A 23,870-nucleotide genomic window follows, 5' to 3' on the forward strand; every position below is an offset into this window, starting at 1 on the left:
GCTAAACCAACCCCAACAGACTTGCTATCAGCGCTTTTTGAGCGTGCATCCGGTTTTCTGCCTGATCCCAGATTTTAGATTGAGCGCCTTCCATTACGCCATCGGTAATCTCTTCACCTCGATGCGCCGGGAGGCAATGCAGCACGATCGCGTCTTTGTCTGCATAAGTCATCAACTGCTCATTCACCTGATAAGGCTGAAAGATCGGAATTCGAGAATCGGCGAGGTCTTCTTGCCCCATGCTTGCCCACACATCGGTGTAGAGCACCTGGGCACCTTTGGCAGCCGCGATCGGGTCAGGGGTCAAAATCACTTCAGACTGTCCGGCGGCGATCGTTTTGGCTTGCTGCACGATCGCGTCGTTGGGCTGATAGTTTGACGGCGAGGCAATGCGAATATTCATCCCTACCAGCGCACATCCCAACAGCAAAGAATGAGCAATGTTATTGCCATCTCCTAGATAGGTCAGCGTTAAGCCTGAAAGTGTGCCAAAAGTTTCTTGAACGGTCTGTAAATCTGCCAGAATTTGGCAAGGATGCTCTAAATCGGTCAGGGCGTTGACGATCGGAATTTTTGCATATTCGGCAAAGGTTTCGATGTCTTGCTGCTCAAAGGTGCGAATCGCCAAAATATCGACGTAGCGATCGAGCACCCGCGCCGTGTCGGTAATCGGTTCACCCCGACCCACTTGGGTTGAACTAACTGCCAAGTCAATCACCTGCCCACCCAGTTGAGCCATTGCTACCGTAAAGCTGACGCGAGTGCGGGTAGACGCTTTATAAAACAGCAATCCCAGCACTGGAATATAACCGTTAGTGGCGATCGGGGTCACATTTCCAGCCTTCATCCGAGCCGCTAAGTCAAGCAGCGCTGTGATTTCCTCTGCGCTGAGGTCTGCCAAACTCAATAAATCCCGTCCTTTTAGTCCACCCATGCTGATCCTCGGAACAACTTGAAAGCAAAATTTTCTGTGCCTGAGCAGTCAAGAAGCGGCTCGATCTGCGATCGCACAGGCGAATATCATAAGACCCTACCAAATCTAAAAGCGTTATGCCAGTTTGATTCGCGAACGTGACAGATCCGCATGAGGGCACGGCAGTGCCATGCCCGTACAAAAAGAGCGCGGAGTGAGGTAGGGGCACGACATGTCGTGCCCTCTCGCGATCGTTCTAGCCAAAACCCTCTAACCTGCGTTCTTTAACTCAGCCGTCTTGACTGCAAGTTGCTGGGTTTGATCACCCCGCCTTAATTGAATTTTGAGCGTCTGTCCTAAGTGACTGTTTTCGACCACAGCCTGTAGCTGTTCAGCCTTGGCGACTGCTTGCCCATCGATTTGAGTAATCACATCGCCCCGACGCAACCCTGCCACTGCCGCAGGCGTATTGGGCAACACCCGAATCACAATCACTCCATTTACTTCGGGCACCATAAATGCCGAATTGGGATCGCTGTTGTTTTGTTGGGCGATTTCTGGAGTCAGCGTCGTCATCTGCACCCCTAAATAGGGATGGGGAATCGTTTCGCCTCGTGCCAGTTGGTCTTTAATCGACTTGGCTTTGTTAATCGGAATTGCAAAGCCGATTCCCATCGCGTCGGCACGAATAGCGGTGTTGATGCCAATCACTTCACCCCGATCGTTCAACAACGGCCCACCAGAATTGCCAGGATTAATCGCAGCATCGGTTTGAATAAAGTCAATCCGCTTGTCAGGAATGCCGACTTGGGCGCTCGATCGCTTCAAGGTGCTGACGATGCCCAGAGTCACTGTGTTGTCTAAACCGAGAGGATTGCCAACCGCGATCGCCCAGTCACCCACCTGCACCTGATCTGAGTCAGCCAGAGGAGCCACAGGCAGATTATCATTGCCGCTAATCTTGACCACCGCGAGATCGGTCACTTCGTCAAAACCGCGCACTTTTCCTTCAAAGGTGCGCCCGTCTTTAAGAGTTACCGTCACTTTGTCTGCTCCGTTGATGACATGAGAGTTGGTCAAAATCACCCCACTCTTATCAATCAAAAATCCCGATCCCTGACCCCGCAACCGTTCTTCTCTAGGAGCTTGAGGAATTGCTCCGTCTCCAAAAAAGCGCTGGAAGAAGGGATCTTCATAGATGGGATCAACCGTCGCTCGACGAGTCACTGTCCGCTCTGTGTCAATGCGAACGACGGCAGCTCCTACGAGTTTGACTGCCTCGGCGACAAAGCTCCCTGGCTGAATCGCTTTTTTGGGTAGCGCTGCGGTTTCTCCGGCAGGTTGAATAGAGTCTGCGACTCCCAAAAGCGGGACGGCTTGAGACGGGAGCGGAAAGGAGAGGCTCAACCCTAAAACCAGAAAAATCGACAGCACGCTCCCTTGCACTCGACGAAAAAAGCTAGAAGATTGGTGACGTTGCATAGCTTGACTCATAACGTTTGAAACTACGAACGATCGCACCGTCACGATCGCCAATTCTGTCTACAACAGTTAAATCTATTTTGCCAATTACTGAGTAAATCCGTGTAGTTCAGTAGCTGGCAACCTCGGAAACCTCGATCTGTAGTTTAAGATCGTGAATACCCCTAGAAAACTGGTTTAGAGGCGCATTGTTATGACCACCTCCGATCGTCCTCGCAGTCAAGAGCTAGATCCTCACTCTGATCCTGATCATCTTCATGCTTATGGCTCTGCGTCTCATCCGCACGTTCACACCGAGGAGTCACAGCGCAAAGTCGTAAATCGCCTCTCTCGCATTGAGGGGCACATTCGCGGCATCAAAACGATGGTGCAGAGCGATCGCCCGTGTCCTGATGTGCTAGTTCAAGTTGCCGCCGTGAGAGGTGCCCTCGATCGAGTGGCTCGGATGATTTTAGACGAGCATTTGACTCAATGTATTGCTCGTGCCGCCAAAGAAGGCAATATCGAGAGCGAAATTGAGGAATTGAAAGCAGCCCTCGATCGGTTCCTAATTTAACGATCGAAGGCTGGTCTGATTTCTAGATATCTAAGCCACTGCCGCAAATAGCTCCTCGAATGGCTTCTCTGCTGCATCGGGTTTAGCGACAATTTCCACGATTTTGTTGCGCGCACTCGGCTGAAAAACGGCTTCTACGCAAACTTGCGCGACTTTAGTGCGAGGAATGCTGCCCTCTGATAGCGTGTCTTTAGACGACATGACGATCGCATCGGCGTTGTCTTCATTCTTTAAACCACCTGGACGCACGATCGTATAAGTCAACCCACTGTTCTGAATGTATTCTTCCCCCTGCTTCTTCCATACCAAAATCAGCCAAAACAGATTAAGCGGGTGGAAAAACTGCGAGGCGCACAGCGAAGACACCATCACAAATTGCTCGATCCCCGTCGCTTTGGCAGCCTCTACGAGATTCTTTGTGCCCTCATAATCCACTTTATAAGGGCCCGTCGGATCAAAACTGGGACGGGCACCCGTGGCAGAAAATAGCACCGTGCTGTCGGCGATCGCCGTCTTCAAACTTTCTGCATCCATCAGGTCACCTGTCACCAGCTCAACGCCCGCTGGCAAAATAGCCTGTGCCGCTTGAGGATCGCGAACCAATGCCCGGACGGGAATGCCGCGATCGACTAACTGCTGCACGATTCGCCGTCCTGTTTCTCCGGTTGCCCCGGCAACAAATGCTTTCATGAAGATTCTCTCTATATTTAGTAATGTTTGCTACTGGATATTTAGCAAACTTGTCGCTATCCTGACATCTAGTAAAGGTAGGACTCTAGCCAGCTCGTCTCAAACCTGACTGGCAACTGCCTTTGTGATTTGAATCAACCATTGTGTTTGCCATGAATTCTAAGATAGATTACGCAATGTTGCTATTTCTTCAACTGACCAAACCGTAATGGGTTTAAAAGTCCTGTAGAAATTACTGAACTCAGGGTTTGGCAACTGAGAAAACCCCAGATATTCTCTAAATTGAGCATCCGAGAGAACTGCATGTTTTCACTAAAAGATTTAGATTCAATAAACTTTCGGGGGAGCCGCTGATTTGCTGTGAAGGATTGAATATCCTCAGGGAACTCTGGAAATAGATGTAAGGCAACCAACGCAAGAGAAGTGTGCATGCAGTCCCAACCGACCGATCCTTTAGAGCTTCGCATCGCGAATCGTCCATTTATTCAAGCCGTTTCCCCACGACTGCCCCACCCAGATCTCAACTCGCCCTCCGCAGATGGACCTCAGATCGCGATCGAGCCAACTCAGTTTCACACCCACTTTGTAGACAGCATGGATATGTATGCTGACATCCAGAGTGTTGCTGATTATTTAGACGAGCATTCTGCCTGGTTTCGTCGCTGCGCTCATCCTATGCAGGTAGACGCGATCGGATGCAACAGCTATGCGTTGATCATTGGCAGTTTTGGGGCTTTTGGCTATGAGGTAGAACCCAAAGTTGGCTTGGATCTCTTGCCTCAAGATGATGGAGTCTATCGAATCGAGACGGTTCCGGTTCCAGGGTATTCTACATCGGGCTATGATGTCGATTTCCGGGCAGCGCTGGAACTCGTAGAAGGGGTTCATCCCGCGACTAAGAGCGCGTCTGCCTCGGCTAAAATGACTCAAGTTCAGTGGCAGTTAGATTTAACGGTGACGATTCAGTTTCCGCGATTTATCCACGCTTTGCCTGATCCCATCATTCAACGAACGGGAGATCGGATTCTTCGTCAAGTTGTGCGCCAAGTTTCTCGCCGCCTTACCGATCGCGTCCAAGACGATTTTCACTCTTCTCGCGGCTTGTCAATGCCAAAACGCTCTAGAAAGTGGCTTTAACCCAGTTCTTGGCTCAGATTCGCTCCCGCCTATTGAGTCAACGACTGAATTTTTGACCACAAAAAACCTTCCAGTTTTTCTGGAAGGTTTTTGAGTTTAATTCAGCAATTTTTGTAAGCTACCAGCCTTTCTCAGCTTGGTTTAATACGTAATTGGCGACTGCTTCAATTTCATCTTCTTGAAGGCGACCGCCAAAGGCTGGCATCGCATTCTTACCATGAGTCACCTGAGTTTTAATGGCGGCTAGAGACTTCATTCCATATTTCTCTAGTGCTTCTTTTCGCAGAGTTTTATTAGCAATAATGACGTTATTGCCACCAATGTGACAAGCCGAACAGTTGGCATTAAAAATTTGTTGACCATCAGGCTTGGCGGCTAAAGCAGGATGGCTAAACGTGAATGTCAAGATTGTGATCGCCAGCATCACAGTCAGCAATTTTCGCAAAGCAGTTCTCCCCTATCAAACGCAGATTATAGACAAATGTACTGATATAGAACCATTCTAAGGCTTTACCAGGCATTTCCAATCAACCGCTTGAATGAGGAGAACCTGAGCCGCAAATCTCGTCAAGGGACTGAGAAATTAGGCAGCAACCACAACCTTGCCCACCATGCCAGCGCCACGATGCGGCAGACAGAAGTAGGAGTAGTCACCTGCCGGAGCATCAGCGGGGATGGTCAGTTCAAATGACTTGCCACCGCTTTCTAGTTTTTTGTGTGACAAGCTATCTGCCAGAGCTTTGTCTTGAGTCGGAATTTTGCTGACATCAAAGACCACGTTGTGAGGAGGCAGATTACCCACTTCCCATTTAACGGTGTCACCAGGCTTAACGGTGACCACTTTGGGGTCAAACACCAACCCTTTGTTAGTTCCCATCTTGACGGTGTAGGTTTCAGCAGAGGCAGGGCTAGCGGTTAGAAAGAAGCTGCCAACCACCAATAGAACGGTGCAAAGCAACAGAGAGAGACGGCGCGTAACAGAAGCAACAAGTTTCATATTCTTCTCTGGAATTCTAGTTTTTCCAATTGATCCACATTTTAAACCAGTAGTTACCCTGACAGAGGATTTTCTGAAGGCGGATCTCCTAACCGAGTGGTTGGTCGTTAAAACTGATCAGTGCCCCAACCGGGTGCCTTCTGAGCCGCTCTTAAAACAAATCCTGCTAGGGTTTCTACTTCAGCCTGAGAGAGCCACTTTTCAGGGACTTTCCGGCATGAGAAGGTTTCTTCGCTGCCATCATAAGTCATTGGGTGACGCAAATAAGCGACGAGACCATTGATGGTGTCACGCGGAGGCTTTGCGCCTTGCAGAGCTTTGAGCGACAGCGGCACCAAGGGGTCAGGCAACGTCGCGCCTCCCACGTGACAGCTTAAGCAGTTTTGCTCAAACAGTTTCTTCCCGGCGGTCAATTCTTGCAAGCTAAACGATCGGGTTTTCCCTTGATCATCTCGCTCTAAAGAAATGGGTTCGGTCACTTGCAGATAACGAGCGATATAAGCATCTGCGGCATGAGCCGAGGGGCTGACCAGCGCTATTCCTAGCCAGACGAGCGCAAAGAGATAGATCCCTCGAATCCACGAAAATCGATTCAGCATCTTCAGCATTCGATCACTCTGGATGAGAAAACAGCAGTGGTCAGCAGAAACCAGGGTTTAATAGTAGATCTTGCCGCCACCCCACTTGTCGCCCACCACTTTGGGTTGCAGTAAGATGTGACCCGCGATCGCCACTAAGTCATCGTTTGTCAGATTCCGCATTTCAGGGAAGTTATCTTTGCTCTTGAGGCTGGGGTGCATCTCAGCAATTTCGATGGTGCCGTCGTAGCTGGTGGGGTTTTTCATATAGTCCACCAGTGAGTCGATATTGTTGCGGTTAGGGGTCGCCAACGACAGAGACTCAGGGTCAAGACCAACGTTTGGGTCAGTTTTGGTGACTCCTCCAGCGTGACACTGAGCGCATGCATATTGAAACAGACGCTTGCCTTCTTTGACTTGCTTGAGGCTCAAAACCGTGGTGTCGCCGCCCTCGTTGAGGGGCACCGTCCGAATGGCTTTGTCTAGCTCTGCGGCACTGGCATCTTGAACAAAGACTTGAAACGCAAAGAACACAGTGGCTATAGCAAGCCAAACGTATTTTTTAAGCATAGTTCTCCTTAAATGTGGCTCAGTTATCGGCATCACAACACAACACATGGATTCTATAATTGCGACCTCGGCACTCAAGCGTTGACGGCTACCTGTGCAGGGGTGGCTGTCAGCAGACAAGGCATCGGTTATCGGGAATTTTTCAACAGATTGCAAAGCTCACCGCAGCTTTTAGAGTTGCGATGGTTCGATCGGCGAAACCCAGAGATGATGTTTGCTGATAGTGAGGATTACCCTCTTTAATACCAATATCATGCCGATGTCCCAATCCTTTGCCGAATCTCAGAGATTGGTGGCGAGTCGGGGGATCGCAGTCTAGAAACTTAGGATCGTGAATTAAATCACGTCAGTTATTTGCAATAGCAATGGGCACGGCAGTGCCATGCCCGTACGCAAATTCTGGTCTTAATTTACACAATCCTTAGTCAGGTGCGGTCTTGCTGAGTGCTTTGATGCTTGGTAGCTGCCCGATCGGAGACGTGGGCGCGATCGGTTGATGTAGGCGAATCAGTTGAGCGAGGGTCTTCTTCAATTGCGTTCGAGAGACGATCGCATCGACTAACCCGTGTTGCAGCAGATACTCGGAGGTTTGGAAGTCGTCGGGGAGCTTTTCTCGCAGGGTTTGTTCGACCACGCGCCGTCCCGCAAAGGCGATCATTGCCTTAGGTTCTGCCAAAATAATGTCACCCAGCATGGCAAAACTTGCAGTGACTCCGCCTGTTGTCGGGTGAGTCAGCACAGGGATGTAGAGGAGACGATTTTCTTGATGTCGCTGCAACGCCCCAGAGATCTTCGCCATCTGCATCAAACTGAGCATTCCTTCCTGCATTCTGGCTCCACCTGACGCGCAGACAATTACCACTGGAAGACGCTGTTGGGTGGCCCGCTCGATCAGTCGGGTCAGCTTTTCGCCGACGACCGATCCCATACTGCCACCCATAAATCTGAAGTCCATTACGCCAAGCGCGATCGGGTGCCCTTCAATTTGCCCCAGCCCAGTTTGAACGGCATCTGCAAGCTTCGTCTTCTCTTGCGTGTCGCGGATGTAGTCAATGTAAGCTTTGCGGGCGCGAAAGTTGAGCGGATCGACGGGCTGCAAGCTTTCGTCGATCGCCACCCAGGTATCAGCATCAATAATTTGACGAATCCGTTCGTCGCTGAAGACGCGAATGTGGTGATCGCACTCTAGACACACCATTTGATTCGATCGCAAGTCTTTGGTGTAAGTCAATGTTCCACAGGCTTCACATTTTGTCCACAGCCCGTCTGCAATTTCTCGTTCCTGTCCTTGTGGGGTGGTGGAGCCTGATTTCTGACGATTTGCAAACCAATCAAATAGTGACATGGCAAAAATTTATATTTTTATATGGGATGAAGGGTGCGATCGACCAGACTGAGAAAAAAGAATGAAGAGATTCTCACATCGGCTCGAACAATGGTGCTTGGCAGCCGCGCTGATGGTAATGATTGGTTGTCAAAACAGATCTCAGGCAATTGACTCGAAACCGCAATAACTATGATTTAAACCAGCATTCATTATAGGGGTTAACGTTTCTCATTTTCAGAGTCAGGAGATTCTTCGTCGATCGGGCTGAGCAACAGCAGCGCCATCCACTGATCTTGAGGGCGCACCTGTAAAGCGGTAGGACTTCCAATCCCAAAATAGGAGGTCGAACCGAGATCCAAAATTCTCGCAGGAATCTCATGGGCAAGCAAAACTTGTTCCATTAGCTCTGCTTCCCAACGCGTGGAGGCAGTCTTTAGCGTGATCCAAGACACGTAGATAAAGTTCCAAACATACCGTGATTTTACTTCGATAGTCTTTATAAATTGTGGGAATTATGAACCCATCACCCGCTCTAAGTCAGTCCACGCATCTATCTGCCGTTTCGTTATGACTATTTCGACCATTTCTCACCTGGTAGGTTCCTCTGATTATCAGGCGATCGCCGATGATGCCCTCAAGGATGAAGATAACGCGGCTTGGGTGATGGAACTTGAGCCACCGATCAGAGATGCTTGGGTTGAACGAATTGGCTGGATCAGGTTGGCAGATCGACTGGCAGAAGACGAATTGCTCAAACCCGGTAGCTCAGAATTTCAGCGATTTTATGACGACTGGAAATGGGTGATGGAAACGGGTCAAGTGCAGCCTGCGGGCATTCACCAAAAGGAATTTGAGCGGATGCACGATCGCTGGTTCACAGACCCATCTGATGCCGTTAGTCGTTTATCCATCCAATCATGGGATCGATATCTTGCAGCGATCGCCACCTATCATCAAGATAATCTGACGGTTGCTCAGATTGCTGATTTTGAAATCATGCTAGAAGAACTGGCTGGGTCATTCTTTCAGGTGTTGCCCTTTTCGATGCCGCATCACTGGCAAGCGGTCGGCTCGTTTGGCGTAGTCGATCAGTTTTACAACATTCTGCGCGACCTGCGAGAAGATGCCGAGCAGGGAATTTGTTATTTGCCGACTGAGTTGCTCGATCGGTTTGGGGTCAGCCGCGCCGAAATTTTAGAATTGCGGGCGTGTGAAAATTTGGGTTATCGCCCGATGATGGAGTTTTGGATTCACGATTATTTGCCGCAGCTATACCGCAAATCATGTCCATTAATTCTGGCACCCGATTTGCATCCTTCTTGGCAAATGCTGCGAGATTGGTCACTCAATCGCTATCAACGCATCGAGCGCGTCTTTCGTCGCTGTGACTATAATTATGTGCTGTTTCCTGAACTCTATTGGCACGAAGTCAAGCGAGATTTGGTGCTGATGCTACCGGGGTTGTATGGTCGGCGACCGCGCAATCGACAATCTAGCTCAACGTCTTATCTGACTCGCACCGATAAACTATTTCAGATTGCTCAACTTGAAATGCCTTCTGAAGCTAAATTTAAGAAGGTTCCCTTTTTACGGTTCTTCCGATCGCTGCAACAGGTTAGTTAGAAAGCTAGTGAGGTGTCATTGATCAAGGACTCGCTTCAATTACAAAAACTGGCGGATTTAACTTACAAATCGGGATTTCATTCTCATGCAACTCCCTAAAGAAACTTTATTCGGACTCTCGCTGTTTCCCTACCTGGCATTTCTGTGGTTTCTCACCCGGTCTAAAGCTACGCCTCGGCTAGCGCTGATTGGCTTTTATATGACGCTAGTGTTTGTCGCAGTCACGATTCCCGCAGGCATTTATGCTCAGGTTGCCTATCACGATCAGCTAGCCAACGTAGACTGGTTACATGGCAGTGCAGAATCATTCTTGACCCTTTCTAATATTCTGGTGGTGCTAGGGTTCCGACAAGCGATTATTGAGAACGAGCAGAAAAAATAGTTGGATCGCTAAACTCTACGGATTGAGATCGCGCCCTCCGAATTAAGATAAACGCAGTCGTGTCAACCTGCTGCCATGAGCTATTGCTTAAACCCCACTTGTGCCGAACCACAAAATCGCAGCGAGGCTGAAGTCTGTCAGCACTGCGGCTTGATCGTGCAACTGCAAAACCGCTACCGGGCGATTAACCCGATCGGGCAAGGCGGGTTTGGCAGAACGTTTCTAGCAGTCAACGAGGCAGAGCTTTTAAAGCCTCGCTGTGTGATTAAACAGTTTTTTCCGCAGCAGCAGGATGCAAATCTGCTCAAAACCGCTTCTCAGCTATTCCAGCGCGAGGCACAGCGCTTAGAGCAGCTAGGACATCACCCCCAAATTCCGACCCTGCTGGCTTATTTAGAACAAGATCACCATCAATATTTGGTTCAAGAATGGATTGATGGACAGACTTTAGAACAAGAATTAAAGATGGGGGCGTTTACTGAAAATCAAATTCGTCAACTCTTACAAGATTTGCTGCCAGTCTTGCAGTTTATTCATCACCATCATGTGATTCATCGGGATATTAAACCTGCCAATATTATTCGCCGTAGGGTCGATCGCACTCTCGTTTTAGTCGATTTGGGGGCTGCAAAATTTGCTACCGGAACGGCTTTGCTGAAAACCGGAACGATGATTGGCAGCGCAGAATATACCGCACCAGAGCAAATTAGAGGCAAGGCGGTGTTTTCGAGCGATCTCTACAGCTTGGGCGTAACTTGCATTCATCTACTCACGCAAATGTCGCCCTTTGATCTATTTGATGGCACCGAAGGACAGTGGATCTGGCGTGATTATCTCACTCATTCTGTCAGCGATCGCTTAGGGAAAGTTTTAGACAAACTATTAGAAAGTGCGACTAATCGACGCTATCGATCGGCAGAGTCAGCGATCGCTGATTTATCGTCTGCTCCACAACTTGAGGTGTCCCGTTCAGTTGAGCCGACGACACCCTGGCAAACCATTGCTGAAACTTTAGTCAACCCACTGATCGCGTTGGATATTGAGCCAGCAAAACCCTTAGCGACTGCTGCAAAAAGTGGAGCGGCTCGATTCGCCTCACGCCAGCATTTGAGAATTAGCAATTGGTCATTTCCAGCGGCGCTGATTGTGTTGAGCCTTCCCATATTTTTAATGAGCGTCCTTCGCGCCGTTTCTTCACCCCGCCATTATTCTCACGATTTTGCAAAACCCGCGTCTCAAAGCGCCACGATCGTGGCTCCTCACTTACCCGTCACGGTTTCGATCTTAATGACCGATCGCGCCTGGGTTTCAATCACAGTAGATGGAAAGCTTGAGTTTGAGGGCGTTTTGCCTGAAGGAATTCGCCAAACCTGGACTGCTGATCAGCAAATTATCTTACAGGCAGGAAACGCGGGAGCACTGGTGGTTTCATTTAATCAAACGCCTGATCAAGTGTTTGGGAAATTTGGTGAAATTAAAGAAGTCATTTTTTCAAATTGAGAATGCGTTTTTAACCATTCGCCAATAGCATTCCCAATGCGACAATAAATGGCAAATCGTTCGTTTTGAAACCCGCATTGCTAACTCAATCACGCTACGCGATCGCTCTTCACACTAGCAGCCCTGATCTAGGGTTGGCAATTAGCAACTTTACAGGCGACTCACGCCAACAGGTTTGGCAATTAGGACGCGATCTCTCAACTCACCTACATCAGCATTTGTCCGATTTTTTGGCTCCGCAGACCTGGGTAGATCTAGCATTTGTCGCTGTCGCAACCGGGCCTGGTGGTTTTACCGGAACGCGCATCGGCGTAGTCACTGCGAGAACTTTGGCACAGCAATTACAGATTCCCCTATTTGGAGTGTCAAGTTTAGCCGCGATCGCCTACACTCATGCCGAGACTGAAGGCACGATCGCCGTGCAGATGCCAGCCCAGCGCGGAGAGCTATACGCCGCAATCTATCAAACTTCTTCAGCAGGGCTGACGGCCCTGGTTCCAGATCTCGTACTCACTGGCTCAGTTTGGCAGCAGATGCTTTCAGCCTTAAGCGTGCCCTATCAATTAATTGAGGCAGAAGCTGACCAAGGTGGGCGTGTCACCACGGTGCTTAAACTCGCCCACCAACACTGGCAACAAGGCGATCGCCCCAACTGGTCAGAGGTGCTTCCGTTTTATGGTCAGCACCCCGTTCAGCACTGACCACAAACACTATCCTCTCAAACCTGTGAAGCGCTAAGAATGCTACAAAGGATGTGCTGTGGCAGCGTCTTTCTAGAGACGGGTTCTTATGATGGATACCTACTCCCTTCAACGGCTTCAGGCAACGCTGATTACGCCCGAAAGCTTTCAACCCTATGGTCAGGTGATTAGCGCTTCAGAAGATGGCAAACCCTTTGACGATCGCGATGCCCAACTACAGATTCAAAACGGCATTCCTCGGTTTTATATTATGCGATTGCCCGATCGGGGTCGTAAGTTTCACCATATTACTCGCCACAAGCTGTGCACTCAATGTTTGGGATCGCTCAACGGCAAAGATTGGCTGATGGCAGTTGCCATAGGGGTCAATGATCATCCTGAGCTAGAAAGCCTCAAAGCCTTTCGCATTCCTGGCAATTGCTTCATTAAGCTAAACGTGGGCACCTGGCATGCCGGGCCTCATTTTGATGCCAGTGCTTTAGAGTTCTATAATCTGGAACTCAGCGACACGAATATCAGTGACCACGAAACCTGCGATTTGCTAGAAACCTACCATGTAGAGTATGAGATTATTTAGAATCGTGATTAGATTAATACTCAAACTTGTGTGAGGAACCGTGTCCTCATGCGGATTTGTCACATTCACAAATCAAATGGGTATCAATCGAGGTATAGCTGAAACGCTTCTGCCACTACTCTGACATTCGGTTCCTCCAACATTCCGACGTGATCGCCCGGAATTTCATGAACCTCGACTCCTCCAGCCGCAAACTCAGCCCAGCCCGATCGCGGGTCAGCGCCAAACTTAATGCTGACTTGCTGATCTTGTGCCCGCAGAAAAACGATTCGACCCGGATAGACTTGGGGAGCGTAGACATCGTTTGCGCCTGAGTTCTTATGCGCGTAGAGAATATCTTCTAACGCCTCTGGGAAGGGACGATTGCGGGCGCGATAACCCCACTGATAGACTTCTGCCAATGCTGGGTATTTGAGAGTCCGTTCTAACCATTCCTTTTTAAGCTTCTCTGAAACTTGGGTCAGAGTCATCTGCAAAAGCTGCTGAGAATAGGCAATGAGGCGCGACTGTAACGGCAATTTCCTAACCACTGTTAAAGGCGCAAGCGTATCTAACAGTGCCAGCAACGCGACTTCTTGTCCTTGCGCTTGAAGCTGTTGGGCCATCTCAAACGCGATCGTCCCTCCAAACGATATGCCCATTAGATGATAAGGGCCCTGGGGCTGCACGGTCTGCATCTGCTGAATGTAGTGAGTGACCAGGGCTTTAACCTCATTTGGCGGAGCATCGGGCTGATCGCTCACTTGGGCAGCCAGCCCATAAACAGGTTGGTCTAACCCTAAGTGCCTTGCTAGGGGGCGACAGAAACTCAGTCCTCTTCCTAAAACGTGGATTGCGAATAGGGGCCGCTTAGAGCCATTGGGTTGAATCGGTGCGATCGCCGAACCCGATATCACCTTTTCTGGCTGCTGAAGCAAGATTGCCTGCTGCTCGATGGTAGGCGATTGAAAGATCGCCGCAACTGGCAACCGTTGCCCGAAGGTTTTCTCAATCTGATTCACTAGGTTGACTGCGAGTATTGAATGACCACCCAACTCAAAAAAGTTATCGGTGATGCCGATCGCGGTGATTCCTAATATCCGTTGCCAAAGTTCTGCAAGCTGACTTTGAATCGCAGTCTGAGGAGCCACAAATGCTTTTGCATCGGTTCGAGTGGCTTCTGGGACTGGAAGGGCGCGGCGATCGACCTTGCCGTTTTGAGTCAACGGAATTAGATCGAGGAACACGATCGCCGATGGCACCATATATTCGGGAAGTTTTTCTCGCAGAAAGTTGCGAAGATCGTTAATAGTCGGTGGGTGCCCATCTGCACTCACAACATAGGCAACGAGCCGTTTGTCTCCAGGCTGATCTTCTCGTGCCATGACCACCGAGTCTGTGATGGCAGGATGCTGAGACAGCACAGCTTCAATTTCACCTAACTCAATGCGAAAGCCCCGAATCTTAACTTGATGGTCAATCCGACCGAGAAACTCAATATTGCCATCAGGAAAAAACCGCGCTAGATCTCCAGTGCGATAAAGACGAGATGATGAACTCAAAGGATTCGCAATAAATCGTTCTGCGGTTTTATCGGGGTCGGTGTAGCCCGATGCTAGACAATCGCCGCCGATATAAAGTTCGCCAGTGACTCCGATCGGGCAGGGGTTAAAGCCAGCATCCAAAACGTAATATTGAGCATTCTGAATGGGTTTGCCGTAAGGAATGCTTGCCCAATTGGGGTTAACGTCACCAATGCGATAGAAATTTGACCAAACCGTTGCCTCGGTCGCGCCGCCTAGCGAGACGACTTCAACCCCTGGAAAAGTCTCTTTAAGGGCATCGGGAAGCGTGACTGGAACCCAATCTCCGCTCATAAAGACCAATCGCAGGGCGCTTTTCTGAGGTGCGATCGTGGAGAAAAATGGCGCTAATTGCTGCAAAGCGGGTGGGGCAGAATCCCAAAACGTAATGGGTTCGTTTTGCAAGATGGTCAGCATTGCTTGCGGATCTCGCACCTCTTCGCTAGAGACGACTCGAATCGAGCCACCTGCTGCCAGCAACCCAAACACGTCATAAACCGACAAGTCAAAGCATAGGGATGTGATGAACAAAACTCGATCGCAAGCGTTAACCTGAAACGTGCGATTGACCCACTCGATCAAGTTAATCACTGGCTTGTGTCGGACAACGACTCCTTTGGGCGTTCCGGTTGAGCCAGATGTGAAAATGACGTAAGCCGTATCATCGGGACTGCTTTGTCTGGGCAGATTATGAGTCGGCAACTGACGCAGAGCAGACGGCTCCCAAACTTCTAGAGGAGTGGACAGTGCAACGGATGGAGTCTCGGCGGTCGCGTCTAGACAAATCAAATGCGCTAGATCAGGAAGCTGTGGCTGAAGTTCTTCAAAGGTCGATCGGTGAATGGGTTGCGAGACCACGCAGCGAACTGACAGCGACTCTAAAATCCACTGCACTCTCGCGTTAGGAAATGTTGGCTCTAGAGGAATGTATGCACCGCCCGCCTTGAGAATTCCTAGCAGCGCCGGAATCATCTCTAAGCCTCGGTTCAGATAAACACCCACAAAATCGCCCGCCCCGATGCCTAACTGCTTGAGGTGGTGCGCTAATTGATTGGCTTGCTGGTTTAGTTCTCTATAAGTGAGAGTGTGCGTTCCATAGACAACGGCGATCGCGTCAGGAGTCTGTTTGGCTTTGGCTTCAAACAGTTCATGCAGACAGCGATCTTGAGCATAGGCGGCGGCGGTGTCGTTCCATTCTGATAGAAGCTGATGGCGTTCGGCGATGGTGAGCAATGGCAACTCAGCCAGCCGTTGAGAAGGGTGGGCAACCATGCCTTCTAGCATTGTTTGAAGATGACCGAGCATTCGCTGAACGGCGGCTTGATCAAATCGAGTCCGATCGTAGGAAATCTTGAGCGTTAACTCTGATCCCAAACAAGCAATCAGCACGAGGGGAAAAGATGGCTGCTCTAGAAGCCGAATCTCTCGATTTTGCCAGTTTCCACCCTGCTGCTGAAGCCGATCGTTGAGGTCATAGCTTTCAAACATCACGATGCTTTCAAACAAAGACACCCCTGGCGAGATTTCGCTCCAAGTTTGCACCTGAACGAGGGGCGTGTGTTCGTGAGGGCGGATGGCAAGGTGTTGCGATCGCAATTCTTTCAACCACGGCACTAGAGAAGTGTCAGGGTCAATCTTGACTCGAACGGGCAGTGTGTTGATCAACAGTCCTACCATCGATTCGGCACCCGCAACCGTCGATTTTCGGCAGGCTCTCGTTGCGCCAAACACCACATCTGGCTCACCCCTATATCGGCTCAACAGCAGCGCCCAGGCACCTTGCACGATCGTGTTAAGCGTCACCTGAGATTGATCAGCAAATGACTTTAACCCAGTCGTCAACTCGCCAGACAGCCGAATCTTGGCTTCGTCGTGTCCGACTTCGGATTGCAGTTGATTTGACGCTTGGGCAGATAAAAGCGGAGTTGGGTTCTGAAAGCCCTTCAGCAGTTGTTGCCAAAAGCTTTGAGAGGCTGAGAAATCTTGCTGTTGCGTCCACTCGATGTAGTCGCGATAGGGGCGCGGACTCTCTAAAGATAAGCTGTCACCTTTGCAAAACGCCTCATAAAATGCAAACACTTCTTGCAGCACCAATGGGAACGATCGCCCGTCTAGCAAGATGTGATGGAACGTCCAGATAAACTGATAGTCAGCGTCTGCTAATCTAAACAACGCAAACCGCATTAGAGGCTCGTGATTGAGAGATTGAGTCAGGTCAAACCCTTGTTGACGATCGTGCTTTAAGTAAGCAGCTAGACGATCGCGTTGCTCATTTGGAGTGTCACTCCGCCAATCTTGTTGTTTAAGTGGAAGTCTGACCCACTCATGCACGACCTGAGTCGGCTCGTGGGTGCTGTCCCATGCAAAGCGGGTTCTCAGAATGGGATGACGTTCTACTGTGCAATTCCAGGCTTTGAGAAACTTTTGCGCGTTGATCGCTTCTGGCAACCCACACACCATCTGCTCAATGTCAATTCCCGATCGAGGCTGATATAAGCTGTGAAACAGTATTCCTTGCTGCATCGAAGACAGTGGATAAGTCTCTTCGACCTTTTCTTCAAACATTGGCGCACCTTGTGCGGCTTGTGCGGCTGCGATCGGTTCTCTTCTAATCGTTGGGTAAGCTGTTAGCTGATGGCTCGTTTCGTCTGACTTAAGGGGATTTGATAAAACTTTTTTACTTGCGCTCACAGGTGACGACCTCGTTAAATCCAGGTAAACAAAGCAGCAATGAATATCCGAACATTTGCTGAGTGAAAATTTAAGGGCAGTTAAGCGCTAAAACATCTGATGGCTTAAAGGTTTTTTTTAATCGCTACTGCGGAATATTAGGGGGGTTGTCAATTCGTTTTGAACATCAAAAACTCAGTAGAATTTACTAACTCGTGTTGGTATCAATTATTGTTAATTGATGATCATAATCAAACTTCTATACAGAGGATTTCACTCAATCTTCACCGTTGTAGAGAAGTGTTAGTAACAAGGTTTACTTGACTTAAGTAACCTTTGCCTGATCTTAACTACTGAACTACCAGCGATCGCTCTTAGATCGGTATAGTTTCCCCAGAGTTAGGATGGTTTACTTTTATGAAAGCTACGTGAATTATCTGTAAATTTACTGACTTAGCCTTGCGATCGTATCTGACATTCAAGTAGAAATAGAGTCATCACTGGACATAAGTTTTTTAGATTAACGAGAGCTTGCAAAAACTGTTTCTCGATCGGGTTACTTCTAATCGCTAACCATCGACCTAACCTCTTTGCCGAAGGGGATTAGGTCTTTTTTGTTGTTCCAGGATTGTTTTTACGATCGATCCCTTACTTTCGACAGAGGAGGCATGGGGGTTGGAAGGTTAGGGTTAGTCGGAATATTCGCGAAAGTATATTGATTTAGGCTGACTAAACCCTGTTCAGCCAGGTCTTTTGTTGGGTTAAACTTGTGCAAACGCTTAGTGATTGCGATTTGACCTAACTTACAAAGCACATCAATTTAGGAACGATTTATGACTTCAAAAAATAGTCAAAAGACAGTCAAGATCCTTGCTGGCATTGCCGGAGTTTTGGGCACCAGCGCCTTGTTGGGTCTGCCCTCCCTAGCTTTGATCCGTTCTCAGTCGTCACAAACTACGCAACCTCAACCACTCTTATCTCAATCTTCAGGAGGTAGCACAGGTGGAGCTTCTAATGGTGGCACTGGCTCAAGTGGTTCAATGACTCCGGGTAGTGGAGTTGGGGGAACGGGAACTCCTAGCACAGGCGGAATGTCTAGCCCTGGGATGGGCGGCTCGAATGGGGGAACGGGAACGACTAACACCACAACTCCAGGCGCGGATGGAGTATTCAGTCCGGGCACGGGTGCAGGCGGGACGATGGGCGGAACCGGAACGACTAATACCACGACTCCGGGTGCAGGCACATTCAGTCCGGGCACGGGTGCAGGCGGGACGACTAACACCACGACTCCGGGTGCAGGTACTGGTAATTTTGGCACGGGCACAGATGGCTCTACGGGCGGAACCGGGACGACTGACACCACGACTCCGGGCACAGGTGGAGTATTGAGTCCGGGAACGGGCACGACTGATAGCACGGGCACGACTGGGGGAACGGGCACGACTGATACCACGATTCCAAACACGGGCACAGGCGGGACGACCAACGGAACGACTGGCGGCGTAAGAGCGCTCTGGTAGGGTAGAGTGTTTGGCGATCGAGAGATTGTAAACTCAGTCGTGCTCGTTGCTCCGAAAGCTCACCCGGAACTCAAGTTCTGGGCTAATAGCGGAAGTCCATTGAAATGGACTAAAACTCTGGTTTCTCTGATTTAGTGCTCTTCAGAGCACTTTCGCTATGAGCCAGGAAATTCACTTCCGGGTGGGCTGCACCGAAGCAATATGGCATAAGATATTGGGCATACGCGATCGAGGTGCGATCCGTAGCGCTCACACGCGGACGCGGCAAGATTCAAAGTCCCTCCGATGTTGGGTGAGGTTGGGTCAAAGCATCTTATATTTAATTCTACTTAGCTACTTAGCTGCTGAACAAAGCAGCGATCGCGGTTATGAAAAAATATTTCTCTAAACCTTCGTATCTATTTTTTGTTGCAGCAGGGTTAGCGTTGGCGCTGCAAACGTCACTGATTCTGAGATCTAAAGTTCACCCCGATCGCGTTTCTCAGGTTCCACAACCTCCCGCTATTTCAACAACTCCGACTCCTCTAGCTTCACCTCAAGTTGCTCCAGATTTAACCCCGCGTTTGGTGATCAGCCTTAGCAATCGTCGCGTCACTCTCTATTCAGGTAAAACTCAGATTAAGAGTTATCCGATCGCGGTGGGTCGTGCAGGTTGGGAAACACCGACGGGCGAGTTTAAGGTGATGGATATGCAGCAAAACCCGACCTGGATCAATCCATTCACCGGAAAGCCGATCGCCAGTGGTGATCCTAAAAATCCGTTGGGTGCCTACTGGATTGGATTTTGGACAGATGGCAATAACTGGATCGGCTTTCACGGTACGCCAGAGGCTAACTCTGTGGGTCAAGCGGCATCGCACGGCTGCATTCGGATGTATAACCGAGATATTGAAGCGCTCTTTCAACAAGTGAGCCTTGGCACCTCTGTGCGCGTGGTGCCTTAACCAAGAAGTTTATTAGGATTTACCGAAAGAGAATAACCAGGCTGTACCCTATGCAAGGGCACGATCGTTCTTTAGAAAACCGGATCAGTTTGAGCAGGCAAATCACTATGCCTGGCTCTGGTCTGAACATTTAGAACGCTCCTCAATTGCAAAGTTGGATAAGGAAACAGACATGGTTTTACCCGGAAGTGGCCACGGCATGGCAGCAGGCATGGCGGCACTACAGCTCTTCTATAACCTCTCGACCGGATTATGGAATTCAACCAACTGGTGGAATTCTGCAAACGCATTAGAAACAACGATCGATTACTCTGCGGCTACTAAAACGATAACTTATCGGGGCAATATCTTTAACACGTTTGAGAAAAACAAAAACAGTCGATTTCTCAATCCCTGGTTTTATGATGATCAGGGCTGGTGGGCACTCACTTGGATCAAAGCTTATGATCTGACAGGTGAAACACGCTATTTAAACATGGCGAAGACAATTTTTAATGACATGAAGCAGGGTTGGGATTCGACCTGTGGCGGTGGCGTTTGGTGGCATAAGAAACGAGAATATAAAAATGCGATCACAAACGAGTTATTTTTAACAGTTGCAGCCCGATTGCATCTAAGAACGCCAGGAGACAAAGGAGCAGGAAGTTATTTAGATTGGGCAAAGCAAGAATGGAAATGGTTTAAGAAAACCAAGATGATCAATCAGAAAAATCTCGTGAATGACGGAATCAACAACGCTTGTAAAAATAACGGACAAACCACCTGGACTTATAATCAAGGCGTGATTTTAGGCGGTTTAGTCGATCTTTATAAAAGCACGAACGACAAAGAATTGTTGACTCAGGCACACGCGATCGCTGAGGCGGCAATCACTCATTTAGCGCCCAACGGAGTCTTGCAAGAGCCATGTGATCCAGCAAACTGCGGTGAGGATGCTCCGCAGTTTAAGGGCATCTTTATGAAGAACTTGGCTTATCTCTATCAGACTTCTCCTAAACCAAAATATAAGAAGTTTATTACTGAGAACGCTCGATCGATCTGGTGGCAAAGCCGCAACCATCTCAACCAGTTTGGGTTTAGCTGGGCAGAAGAGTTTGACATCGCAGATGCAGCGCGGCAAAGTGCTGCACTCGACACGTTGAATGCAGCATTTTTGTTAACCAATCAACGTCGTGCTGATAATGCTAATAATGCTGATAACGAGCAGCGTCAAGACTTAGCAGATAATTCGAGCGAACCCGATCGCTTAACCGCAGATCGAAACCAGCAATGGCAAGCTTTCAACGTGAACCTGAATGAATTTGATCACTACAATCTAGTTCTTAGCAACGTGTTTGAAGACGGATTATTAACTTTGCAACCATCGCTAGCAGAGCTACCCTGGTCGGGTACGAATGCGCTAAATTTGCCCTCACCCTTTCCAAAAGATTGAGCTTGCAGCAGATTTAACTGACTCTCCAATGTCTCTCAAAGTTTGGGCGATCGGGGCTTGGTGGTGCAAAAACACTCGCGCACAGTTGCGTCCCGGCATTCCTGAAATTGAGCCGCCGGGGTGAGTGCCTGCGCCCGTTAAAAATAGACCCTCGATCGGAGTTTTATAGTTTGCTAACTCTGGCAACGGACGGAAAAAAATCATCTGATCAAGCGTCATATCAATGTGATAATAATTGCCTTTGAGTGCGCCTAAGCGATCGCTCAACTCTGCCGGACTTTCGACCCGCCGCGCGATCGTCGCTTTTTTCACATTTGGCGCATAGTCTGCAAGTTTATCGATCACGCGATCGGCAACTCGATTCTTGATTTCATCGGTCCAGCCTGTGCCGTTGAGTCCGGTTCCTGCTGCGCCTTCGATTTGGTAGGGGGCAAAAAATTCGATCCAAAGCGTGTGTTTGCCTTCGGGTGCCATTGTCGGGTCGAGCATTGTCGGCTGCACAATATACATCGATGGATCGGCATCGGGAATTCTGCCGATCGCCGGATCGGTGTGAGCAATTTCAACGTGTTTAACAGAATCTGCAATCAAAATCGAGCCGATTAGAAATTCATCTTGATGCTGATATTGCTCAAATTTCAACGGTTCTGACATTGCTAGATCGATTTTGAGAATTGTCTCATTGTTGTTGACGATGCGACGATCTAAGCGATCGCGCAACTCTGAATCGGCTTGATTAACATCGTTTTCGTCTACCAGATGCAAAAACAATCGTTTTGCGTCGATGTTAGAAATCACGCCTCGCGTCGCTCGATATTCAGTTCCGTTGTCAAGTCGCACTCCCACGGCTCGACCATCATCGACTAAAACCTGCTTGACTTGCTGATCGGTGAGAATTTCGCCGCCCAAACTTTTCACCCGTTTGACCAACGCCTCAACCAGCGCACCCGTTCCGCCTTTGGGTCGCGCCATGCCGGGATGGTGGCGCATTGACATCATCATCACGCCGATCGCCAAATTTTTCTGTGACGGCGGCGCACTTAATTCAGCCGCTAATCTCGCGAGTGGAGCTTTGACAATTTCGGTGTCAAACCACTCATTGAGAATATCTTCTGCACTCGTCAGCATCGTGCGAACAAAATCTAGCGCTTTGTTAGAAGAACCGACGATCGAGAAGAAATCTTTGAGTTTTTTGAGGTCATAATTGCCCAAAATATCGATAACCGACTTGGGCGGTGCGTTAAACATGGGAGTCATGGCGTTAATTGTCCGCCCCCACATATCGGTAAACTCTGCATATTTTTTGGCATCACGATCGCTATATCTCGCAATCTCCGCACAGGTTTTCTCAACCGATCGGTGCGCCAAAAAATACTTCCCGTCAGGGTGCGGACAAAAAACGACCGGATCGCAAAACAGATATTCCAGCCCGTATTTAGTCAGTTCTAACTCTTCGACTACTGGACCTAGATGAATAAATTCATGGTCGATCGCACAGAGATTAAATTTGAAACCTGGCGCACGATCGGGCATGGCTTCTTCAGTAGTTGCGGCTCCACCGGGAACTGGGCGCTTTTCTAACAGCAACACGCTGTAACCCGCTTTCAGCAGATAGGCTGCACAGACCAGACCGTTGTGACCTGCACCAATCATGATCACATCATAAGATTGCATTAATTTGCTCCACTTTGTTGTTATCCAGAAAATCGCGAACTCGATTCCACACTTGTTCTAAAAGATCAGGGCGATCGGCATCAAACCACTCAATACTAGAATCTGCCCGGAACCAGGTGCGCTGACGTTTGGCAAATTGACGAGTGTGTAGCACGATCAGTTTTTCTGCTTCTAATAGAGAAATGTCGCCGTTAAGATACTGCTTCATTTCGGCATATCCCAATGTCTCTAATAGGGGTATTTCGCCGTATTTTTCACACAGCGTTTTCACTTCTGTTGCAAATCCCACTTCTAGCATTTGTCGGGTGCGTTGCTCAATGCGGCGATCGCCCACCTCAACACTTTCACAATCTAACCCGATCTGAAGAATCGGATAACTGGGTGGATATTCTCCCTGCTGCTCGGTGATCGGGCGACCCGTGACGTAATAAACCTCCAGCGCTCTTAGCGTCCGCACCTGATCATGGGCGTGAATGCGGTGTGCAGACGGTGGATCGACTTGTTGCAAGAAGGCGTAGAGTTGGGGCTGTCCAAGGGTTTGAAGCTGCGATCGCAGCCCCATCTGCGGCGCAACTTTAGGAATTTTTAAGCCGCGCACGATCGACTTTATATGGAGTCCCGTGCCGCCCACCAAAAGTTTAGGACCCGGCGTTTGGATCAGTGCCTGCGCTAACCCTTGATATTGGGCTAGGGTTAAGGTTTCGATCGGCTCACAAATATCAATCAGCGCGTGCGGAACTAGTTTCTGCTCTGAAAGGGTTGGTTTTGCAGTTCCGATGTTAAACTCTCGATACACTTGCCGCGAATCGGCGCTGAGAATACTTGCATTTAACCACAGCGCTAAAGAAATCGCCAAGCTAGATTTTCCCGTTGCAGTCGCTCCACAAACTACAATGAGGAATGGTACGGGTGTATTATTAGATAAAAAGATTGGCTCAAAATTTGGTTCTTGGGGCAAAATAGGCTGATCCATCCCTCTAATAAACTTCGCTTGATAGTGGCTCAAAATCGCTTATAAGCCTTTTGTGTTAG

General features: G+C 49.1%; 24 protein-coding genes. 12 read left to right on the plus strand and 12 right to left on the minus strand.

All coding sequences use genetic code 11. From position 1 onward, the window contains the following. Position 1: 1 nt before the first annotated feature. A complete protein-coding gene (gene argF / locus BRW63_RS17420; RefSeq protein ID WP_073073394.1) occupies positions 2-934 on the minus strand; it encodes an ornithine carbamoyltransferase in 933 nt (310 codons plus the stop codon). Between the two features lie 249 nt (positions 935-1,183). Beyond that, positions 1,184-2,395 (minus strand): HhoA/HhoB/HtrA family serine endopeptidase, encoded by a 1,212-nt coding sequence (locus tag BRW63_RS17425; RefSeq protein WP_073073466.1) that lies wholly within the window; start codon positions 2,393-2,395, stop codon positions 1,184-1,186. 193 nt (positions 2,396-2,588) lie between these two features. Between BRW63_RS17425 and BRW63_RS17430 the strand changes: the two genes are divergently transcribed. Then, the gene (locus tag BRW63_RS17430) at positions 2,589-2,951 is read left to right on the plus strand and encodes a metal-sensing transcriptional repressor (protein ID WP_073073395.1); all 363 of its coding nucleotides are present in this window, start codon (positions 2,589-2,591) and stop codon (positions 2,949-2,951) included. Between the two features lie 30 nt (positions 2,952-2,981). Here BRW63_RS17430 and BRW63_RS17435 read toward each other — a convergent pair whose 3' ends face one another. Beyond that, positions 2,982-3,641 carry an SDR family oxidoreductase gene (locus BRW63_RS17435; RefSeq protein WP_073073397.1) on the minus strand — a complete coding sequence of 220 codons (660 nt, stop codon included), beginning with the start codon at positions 3,639-3,641 and terminating at the stop codon, positions 2,982-2,984. Between the two features lie 429 nt (positions 3,642-4,070). On the opposite strand from BRW63_RS17435, the gene BRW63_RS17445 reads away from it, so the two are divergent. Further along, on the plus strand, positions 4,071-4,778 hold the full coding sequence (locus BRW63_RS17445) for a DUF1997 domain-containing protein (RefSeq protein WP_073073402.1): 708 nt from the start codon (positions 4,071-4,073) through the stop codon (positions 4,776-4,778). A 118-nt stretch (positions 4,779-4,896) separates the two neighbouring features. Here BRW63_RS17445 and petJ read toward each other — a convergent pair whose 3' ends face one another. From petJ to psbV, 4 genes are all read right to left on the minus strand, one after another. Continuing rightward, positions 4,897-5,223, minus strand: a complete 327-nt coding sequence (gene petJ, locus BRW63_RS17450) for a cytochrome c6 PetJ (RefSeq protein ID WP_073073404.1) — start codon at positions 5,221-5,223, stop codon at positions 4,897-4,899. 138 nt (positions 5,224-5,361) lie between these two features. Next, positions 5,362-5,775, minus strand: coding sequence for a plastocyanin (gene petE / locus BRW63_RS17455; RefSeq protein ID WP_073073406.1), 414 nt, complete (start codon positions 5,773-5,775; stop codon positions 5,362-5,364). Between the two features lie 107 nt (positions 5,776-5,882). Continuing rightward, on the minus strand, positions 5,883-6,383 hold the full coding sequence (gene psbV2, locus BRW63_RS17460) for a photosystem II cytochrome PsbV2 (RefSeq protein WP_223257415.1): 501 nt from the start codon (positions 6,381-6,383) through the stop codon (positions 5,883-5,885). 48 nt (positions 6,384-6,431) lie between these two features. Beyond that, on the minus strand, positions 6,432-6,923 hold the full coding sequence (gene psbV, locus BRW63_RS17465; protein WP_073073408.1) for a photosystem II cytochrome c-550: 492 nt from the start codon (positions 6,921-6,923) through the stop codon (positions 6,432-6,434). A gap of 12 nt (positions 6,924-6,935) precedes the next feature. Here psbV and BRW63_RS17470 point away from each other — a divergent pair, with 12 nt between their 5' ends. Continuing rightward, positions 6,936-7,166: a hypothetical protein gene (locus tag BRW63_RS17470; RefSeq protein ID WP_073073410.1), complete on the plus strand. Its 231-nt coding sequence runs from the start codon at positions 6,936-6,938 to the stop codon at positions 7,164-7,166. A gap of 178 nt (positions 7,167-7,344) precedes the next feature. On the opposite strand, the gene accD is transcribed toward BRW63_RS17470, so the two are convergent. Next, positions 7,345-8,268 (minus strand): acetyl-CoA carboxylase, carboxyltransferase subunit beta, encoded by a 924-nt coding sequence (gene accD / locus BRW63_RS17475; protein ID WP_073073411.1) that lies wholly within the window; start codon positions 8,266-8,268, stop codon positions 7,345-7,347. Positions 8,269-8,468: 200 nt separating this feature from the next. Then, positions 8,469-8,702 (minus strand): putative signal transducing protein, encoded by a 234-nt coding sequence (locus BRW63_RS17480; protein ID WP_073073413.1) that lies wholly within the window; start codon positions 8,700-8,702, stop codon positions 8,469-8,471. A 115-nt stretch (positions 8,703-8,817) separates the two neighbouring features. Between BRW63_RS17480 and BRW63_RS17485 the strand changes: the two genes are divergently transcribed. From BRW63_RS17485 to BRW63_RS17505, 5 genes are all read left to right on the plus strand, one after another. Next, positions 8,818-9,873, plus strand: a complete 1,056-nt coding sequence (locus tag BRW63_RS17485) for a squalene/phytoene synthase family protein (protein WP_073073415.1) — start codon at positions 8,818-8,820, stop codon at positions 9,871-9,873. A gap of 85 nt (positions 9,874-9,958) precedes the next feature. Then, a complete protein-coding gene (locus BRW63_RS17490; protein ID WP_073073417.1) occupies positions 9,959-10,255 on the plus strand; it encodes a DUF3593 domain-containing protein in 297 nt (98 codons plus the stop codon). A gap of 75 nt (positions 10,256-10,330) precedes the next feature. Further along, a complete protein-coding gene (locus tag BRW63_RS17495; protein WP_073073419.1) occupies positions 10,331-11,755 on the plus strand; it encodes a RodZ domain-containing protein in 1,425 nt (474 codons plus the stop codon). A 77-nt stretch (positions 11,756-11,832) separates the two neighbouring features. Continuing rightward, complete coding sequence (tsaB, locus tag BRW63_RS17500; protein ID WP_106254070.1) at positions 11,833-12,456, plus strand: tRNA (adenosine(37)-N6)-threonylcarbamoyltransferase complex dimerization subunit type 1 TsaB; 624 nt, start codon at positions 11,833-11,835, stop codon at positions 12,454-12,456. 88 nt (positions 12,457-12,544) lie between these two features. Beyond that, positions 12,545-13,033, plus strand: coding sequence for an ureidoglycolate lyase (locus BRW63_RS17505; RefSeq protein WP_073073422.1), 489 nt, complete (start codon positions 12,545-12,547; stop codon positions 13,031-13,033). A gap of 83 nt (positions 13,034-13,116) precedes the next feature. Here BRW63_RS17505 and BRW63_RS17510 read toward each other — a convergent pair whose 3' ends face one another. Then, positions 13,117-17,286, minus strand: a complete 4,170-nt coding sequence (locus BRW63_RS17510) for a non-ribosomal peptide synthetase (RefSeq protein WP_219898613.1) — start codon at positions 17,284-17,286, stop codon at positions 13,117-13,119. 812 nt (positions 17,287-18,098) lie between these two features. On the opposite strand from BRW63_RS17510, the gene BRW63_RS17515 reads away from it, so the two are divergent. The 4 genes from BRW63_RS17515 (at position 18,099) to BRW63_RS17525 (ending at position 21,164) form a co-directional block, all read left to right on the plus strand. Further along, complete coding sequence (locus BRW63_RS17515) at positions 18,099-18,788, plus strand: hypothetical protein (protein WP_073073424.1); 690 nt, start codon at positions 18,099-18,101, stop codon at positions 18,786-18,788. A gap of 157 nt (positions 18,789-18,945) precedes the next feature. Next, positions 18,946-19,176: a hypothetical protein gene (locus tag BRW63_RS27715; RefSeq protein WP_143162070.1), complete on the plus strand. Its 231-nt coding sequence runs from the start codon at positions 18,946-18,948 to the stop codon at positions 19,174-19,176. Then, a complete protein-coding gene (locus BRW63_RS17520; protein ID WP_083583028.1) occupies positions 19,157-19,732 on the plus strand; it encodes a L,D-transpeptidase in 576 nt (191 codons plus the stop codon). The genes BRW63_RS27715 and BRW63_RS17520 overlap by 20 nt, the downstream gene beginning before the upstream one ends. Before the next feature lie 172 nt (positions 19,733-19,904). After that, positions 19,905-21,164, plus strand: a complete 1,260-nt coding sequence (locus BRW63_RS17525) for a glycoside hydrolase family 76 protein (RefSeq protein ID WP_223257416.1) — start codon at positions 19,905-19,907, stop codon at positions 21,162-21,164. Here BRW63_RS17525 and crtO read toward each other — a convergent pair. Continuing rightward, positions 21,144-22,838, minus strand: a complete 1,695-nt coding sequence (crtO, locus tag BRW63_RS17530) for a beta-carotene ketolase CrtO (RefSeq protein ID WP_073073427.1) — start codon at positions 22,836-22,838, stop codon at positions 21,144-21,146. The two genes, BRW63_RS17525 and crtO, sit on opposite strands and share 21 nt — an antisense overlap. Next, complete coding sequence (gene miaA / locus BRW63_RS17535; RefSeq protein ID WP_083583030.1) at positions 22,825-23,811, minus strand: tRNA (adenosine(37)-N6)-dimethylallyltransferase MiaA; 987 nt, start codon at positions 23,809-23,811, stop codon at positions 22,825-22,827. Before miaA ends, crtO begins: the two co-directional genes overlap by 14 nt. Positions 23,812-23,870: the final 59 nt, after the last annotated feature.

This window comes from Phormidesmis priestleyi ULC007 (assembly GCF_001895925.1).
Classification (GTDB): Bacteria; Cyanobacteriota; Cyanobacteriia; order Leptolyngbyales; family Leptolyngbyaceae; genus Phormidesmis_A; species Phormidesmis_A priestleyi_A.

Bases quoted from the DNA above. Each gene is read 5' to 3' on its own strand.
- BRW63_RS17445 (WP_073073402.1), top strand. From the start codon at position 4,071: ATGCAGTCCCAACCGACCGATCCTTTAGAGCTTCGCATCGCGAATCGT.
- BRW63_RS17485 (WP_073073415.1), top strand. From the start codon at position 8,818: ATGACTATTTCGACCATTTCTCACCTGGTAGGTTCCTCTGATTATCAG.
- crtO (WP_073073427.1), bottom strand. From the start codon at position 22,838: ATGCAATCTTATGATGTGATCATGATTGGTGCAGGTCACAACGGTCTG.
- BRW63_RS17515 (WP_073073424.1), top strand. From the start codon at position 18,099: ATGACTTCAAAAAATAGTCAAAAGACAGTCAAGATCCTTGCTGGCATT.
- psbV (WP_073073408.1), bottom strand. From the start codon at position 6,923: ATGCTTAAAAAATACGTTTGGCTTGCTATAGCCACTGTGTTCTTTGCG.
- BRW63_RS17505 (WP_073073422.1), top strand. From the start codon at position 12,545: ATGATGGATACCTACTCCCTTCAACGGCTTCAGGCAACGCTGATTACG.
- BRW63_RS17425 (WP_073073466.1), bottom strand. From the start codon at position 2,395: ATGCAACGTCACCAATCTTCTAGCTTTTTTCGTCGAGTGCAAGGGAGC.
- psbV2 (WP_223257415.1), bottom strand. From the start codon at position 6,383: ATGCTGAAGATGCTGAATCGATTTTCGTGGATTCGAGGGATCTATCTC.
- BRW63_RS27715 (WP_143162070.1), top strand. From the start codon at position 18,946: ATGAGCCAGGAAATTCACTTCCGGGTGGGCTGCACCGAAGCAATATGG.
- accD (WP_073073411.1), bottom strand. From the start codon at position 8,268: ATGTCACTATTTGATTGGTTTGCAAATCGTCAGAAATCAGGCTCCACC.
- petE (WP_073073406.1), bottom strand. From the start codon at position 5,775: ATGAAACTTGTTGCTTCTGTTACGCGCCGTCTCTCTCTGTTGCTTTGC.
- BRW63_RS17435 (WP_073073397.1), bottom strand. From the start codon at position 3,641: ATGAAAGCATTTGTTGCCGGGGCAACCGGAGAAACAGGACGGCGAATC.
- BRW63_RS17525 (WP_223257416.1), top strand. From the start codon at position 19,905: ATGGTTTTACCCGGAAGTGGCCACGGCATGGCAGCAGGCATGGCGGCA.
- BRW63_RS17495 (WP_073073419.1), top strand. From the start codon at position 10,331: ATGAGCTATTGCTTAAACCCCACTTGTGCCGAACCACAAAATCGCAGC.
- BRW63_RS17430 (WP_073073395.1), top strand. From the start codon at position 2,589: ATGACCACCTCCGATCGTCCTCGCAGTCAAGAGCTAGATCCTCACTCT.
- BRW63_RS17490 (WP_073073417.1), top strand. From the start codon at position 9,959: ATGCAACTCCCTAAAGAAACTTTATTCGGACTCTCGCTGTTTCCCTAC.
- miaA (WP_083583030.1), bottom strand. From the start codon at position 23,811: ATGGATCAGCCTATTTTGCCCCAAGAACCAAATTTTGAGCCAATCTTT.
- argF (WP_073073394.1), bottom strand. From the start codon at position 934: ATGGGTGGACTAAAAGGACGGGATTTATTGAGTTTGGCAGACCTCAGC.
- BRW63_RS17520 (WP_083583028.1), top strand. From the start codon at position 19,157: ATGAAAAAATATTTCTCTAAACCTTCGTATCTATTTTTTGTTGCAGCA.
- BRW63_RS17470 (WP_073073410.1), top strand. From the start codon at position 6,936: ATGTGGCTCAGTTATCGGCATCACAACACAACACATGGATTCTATAAT.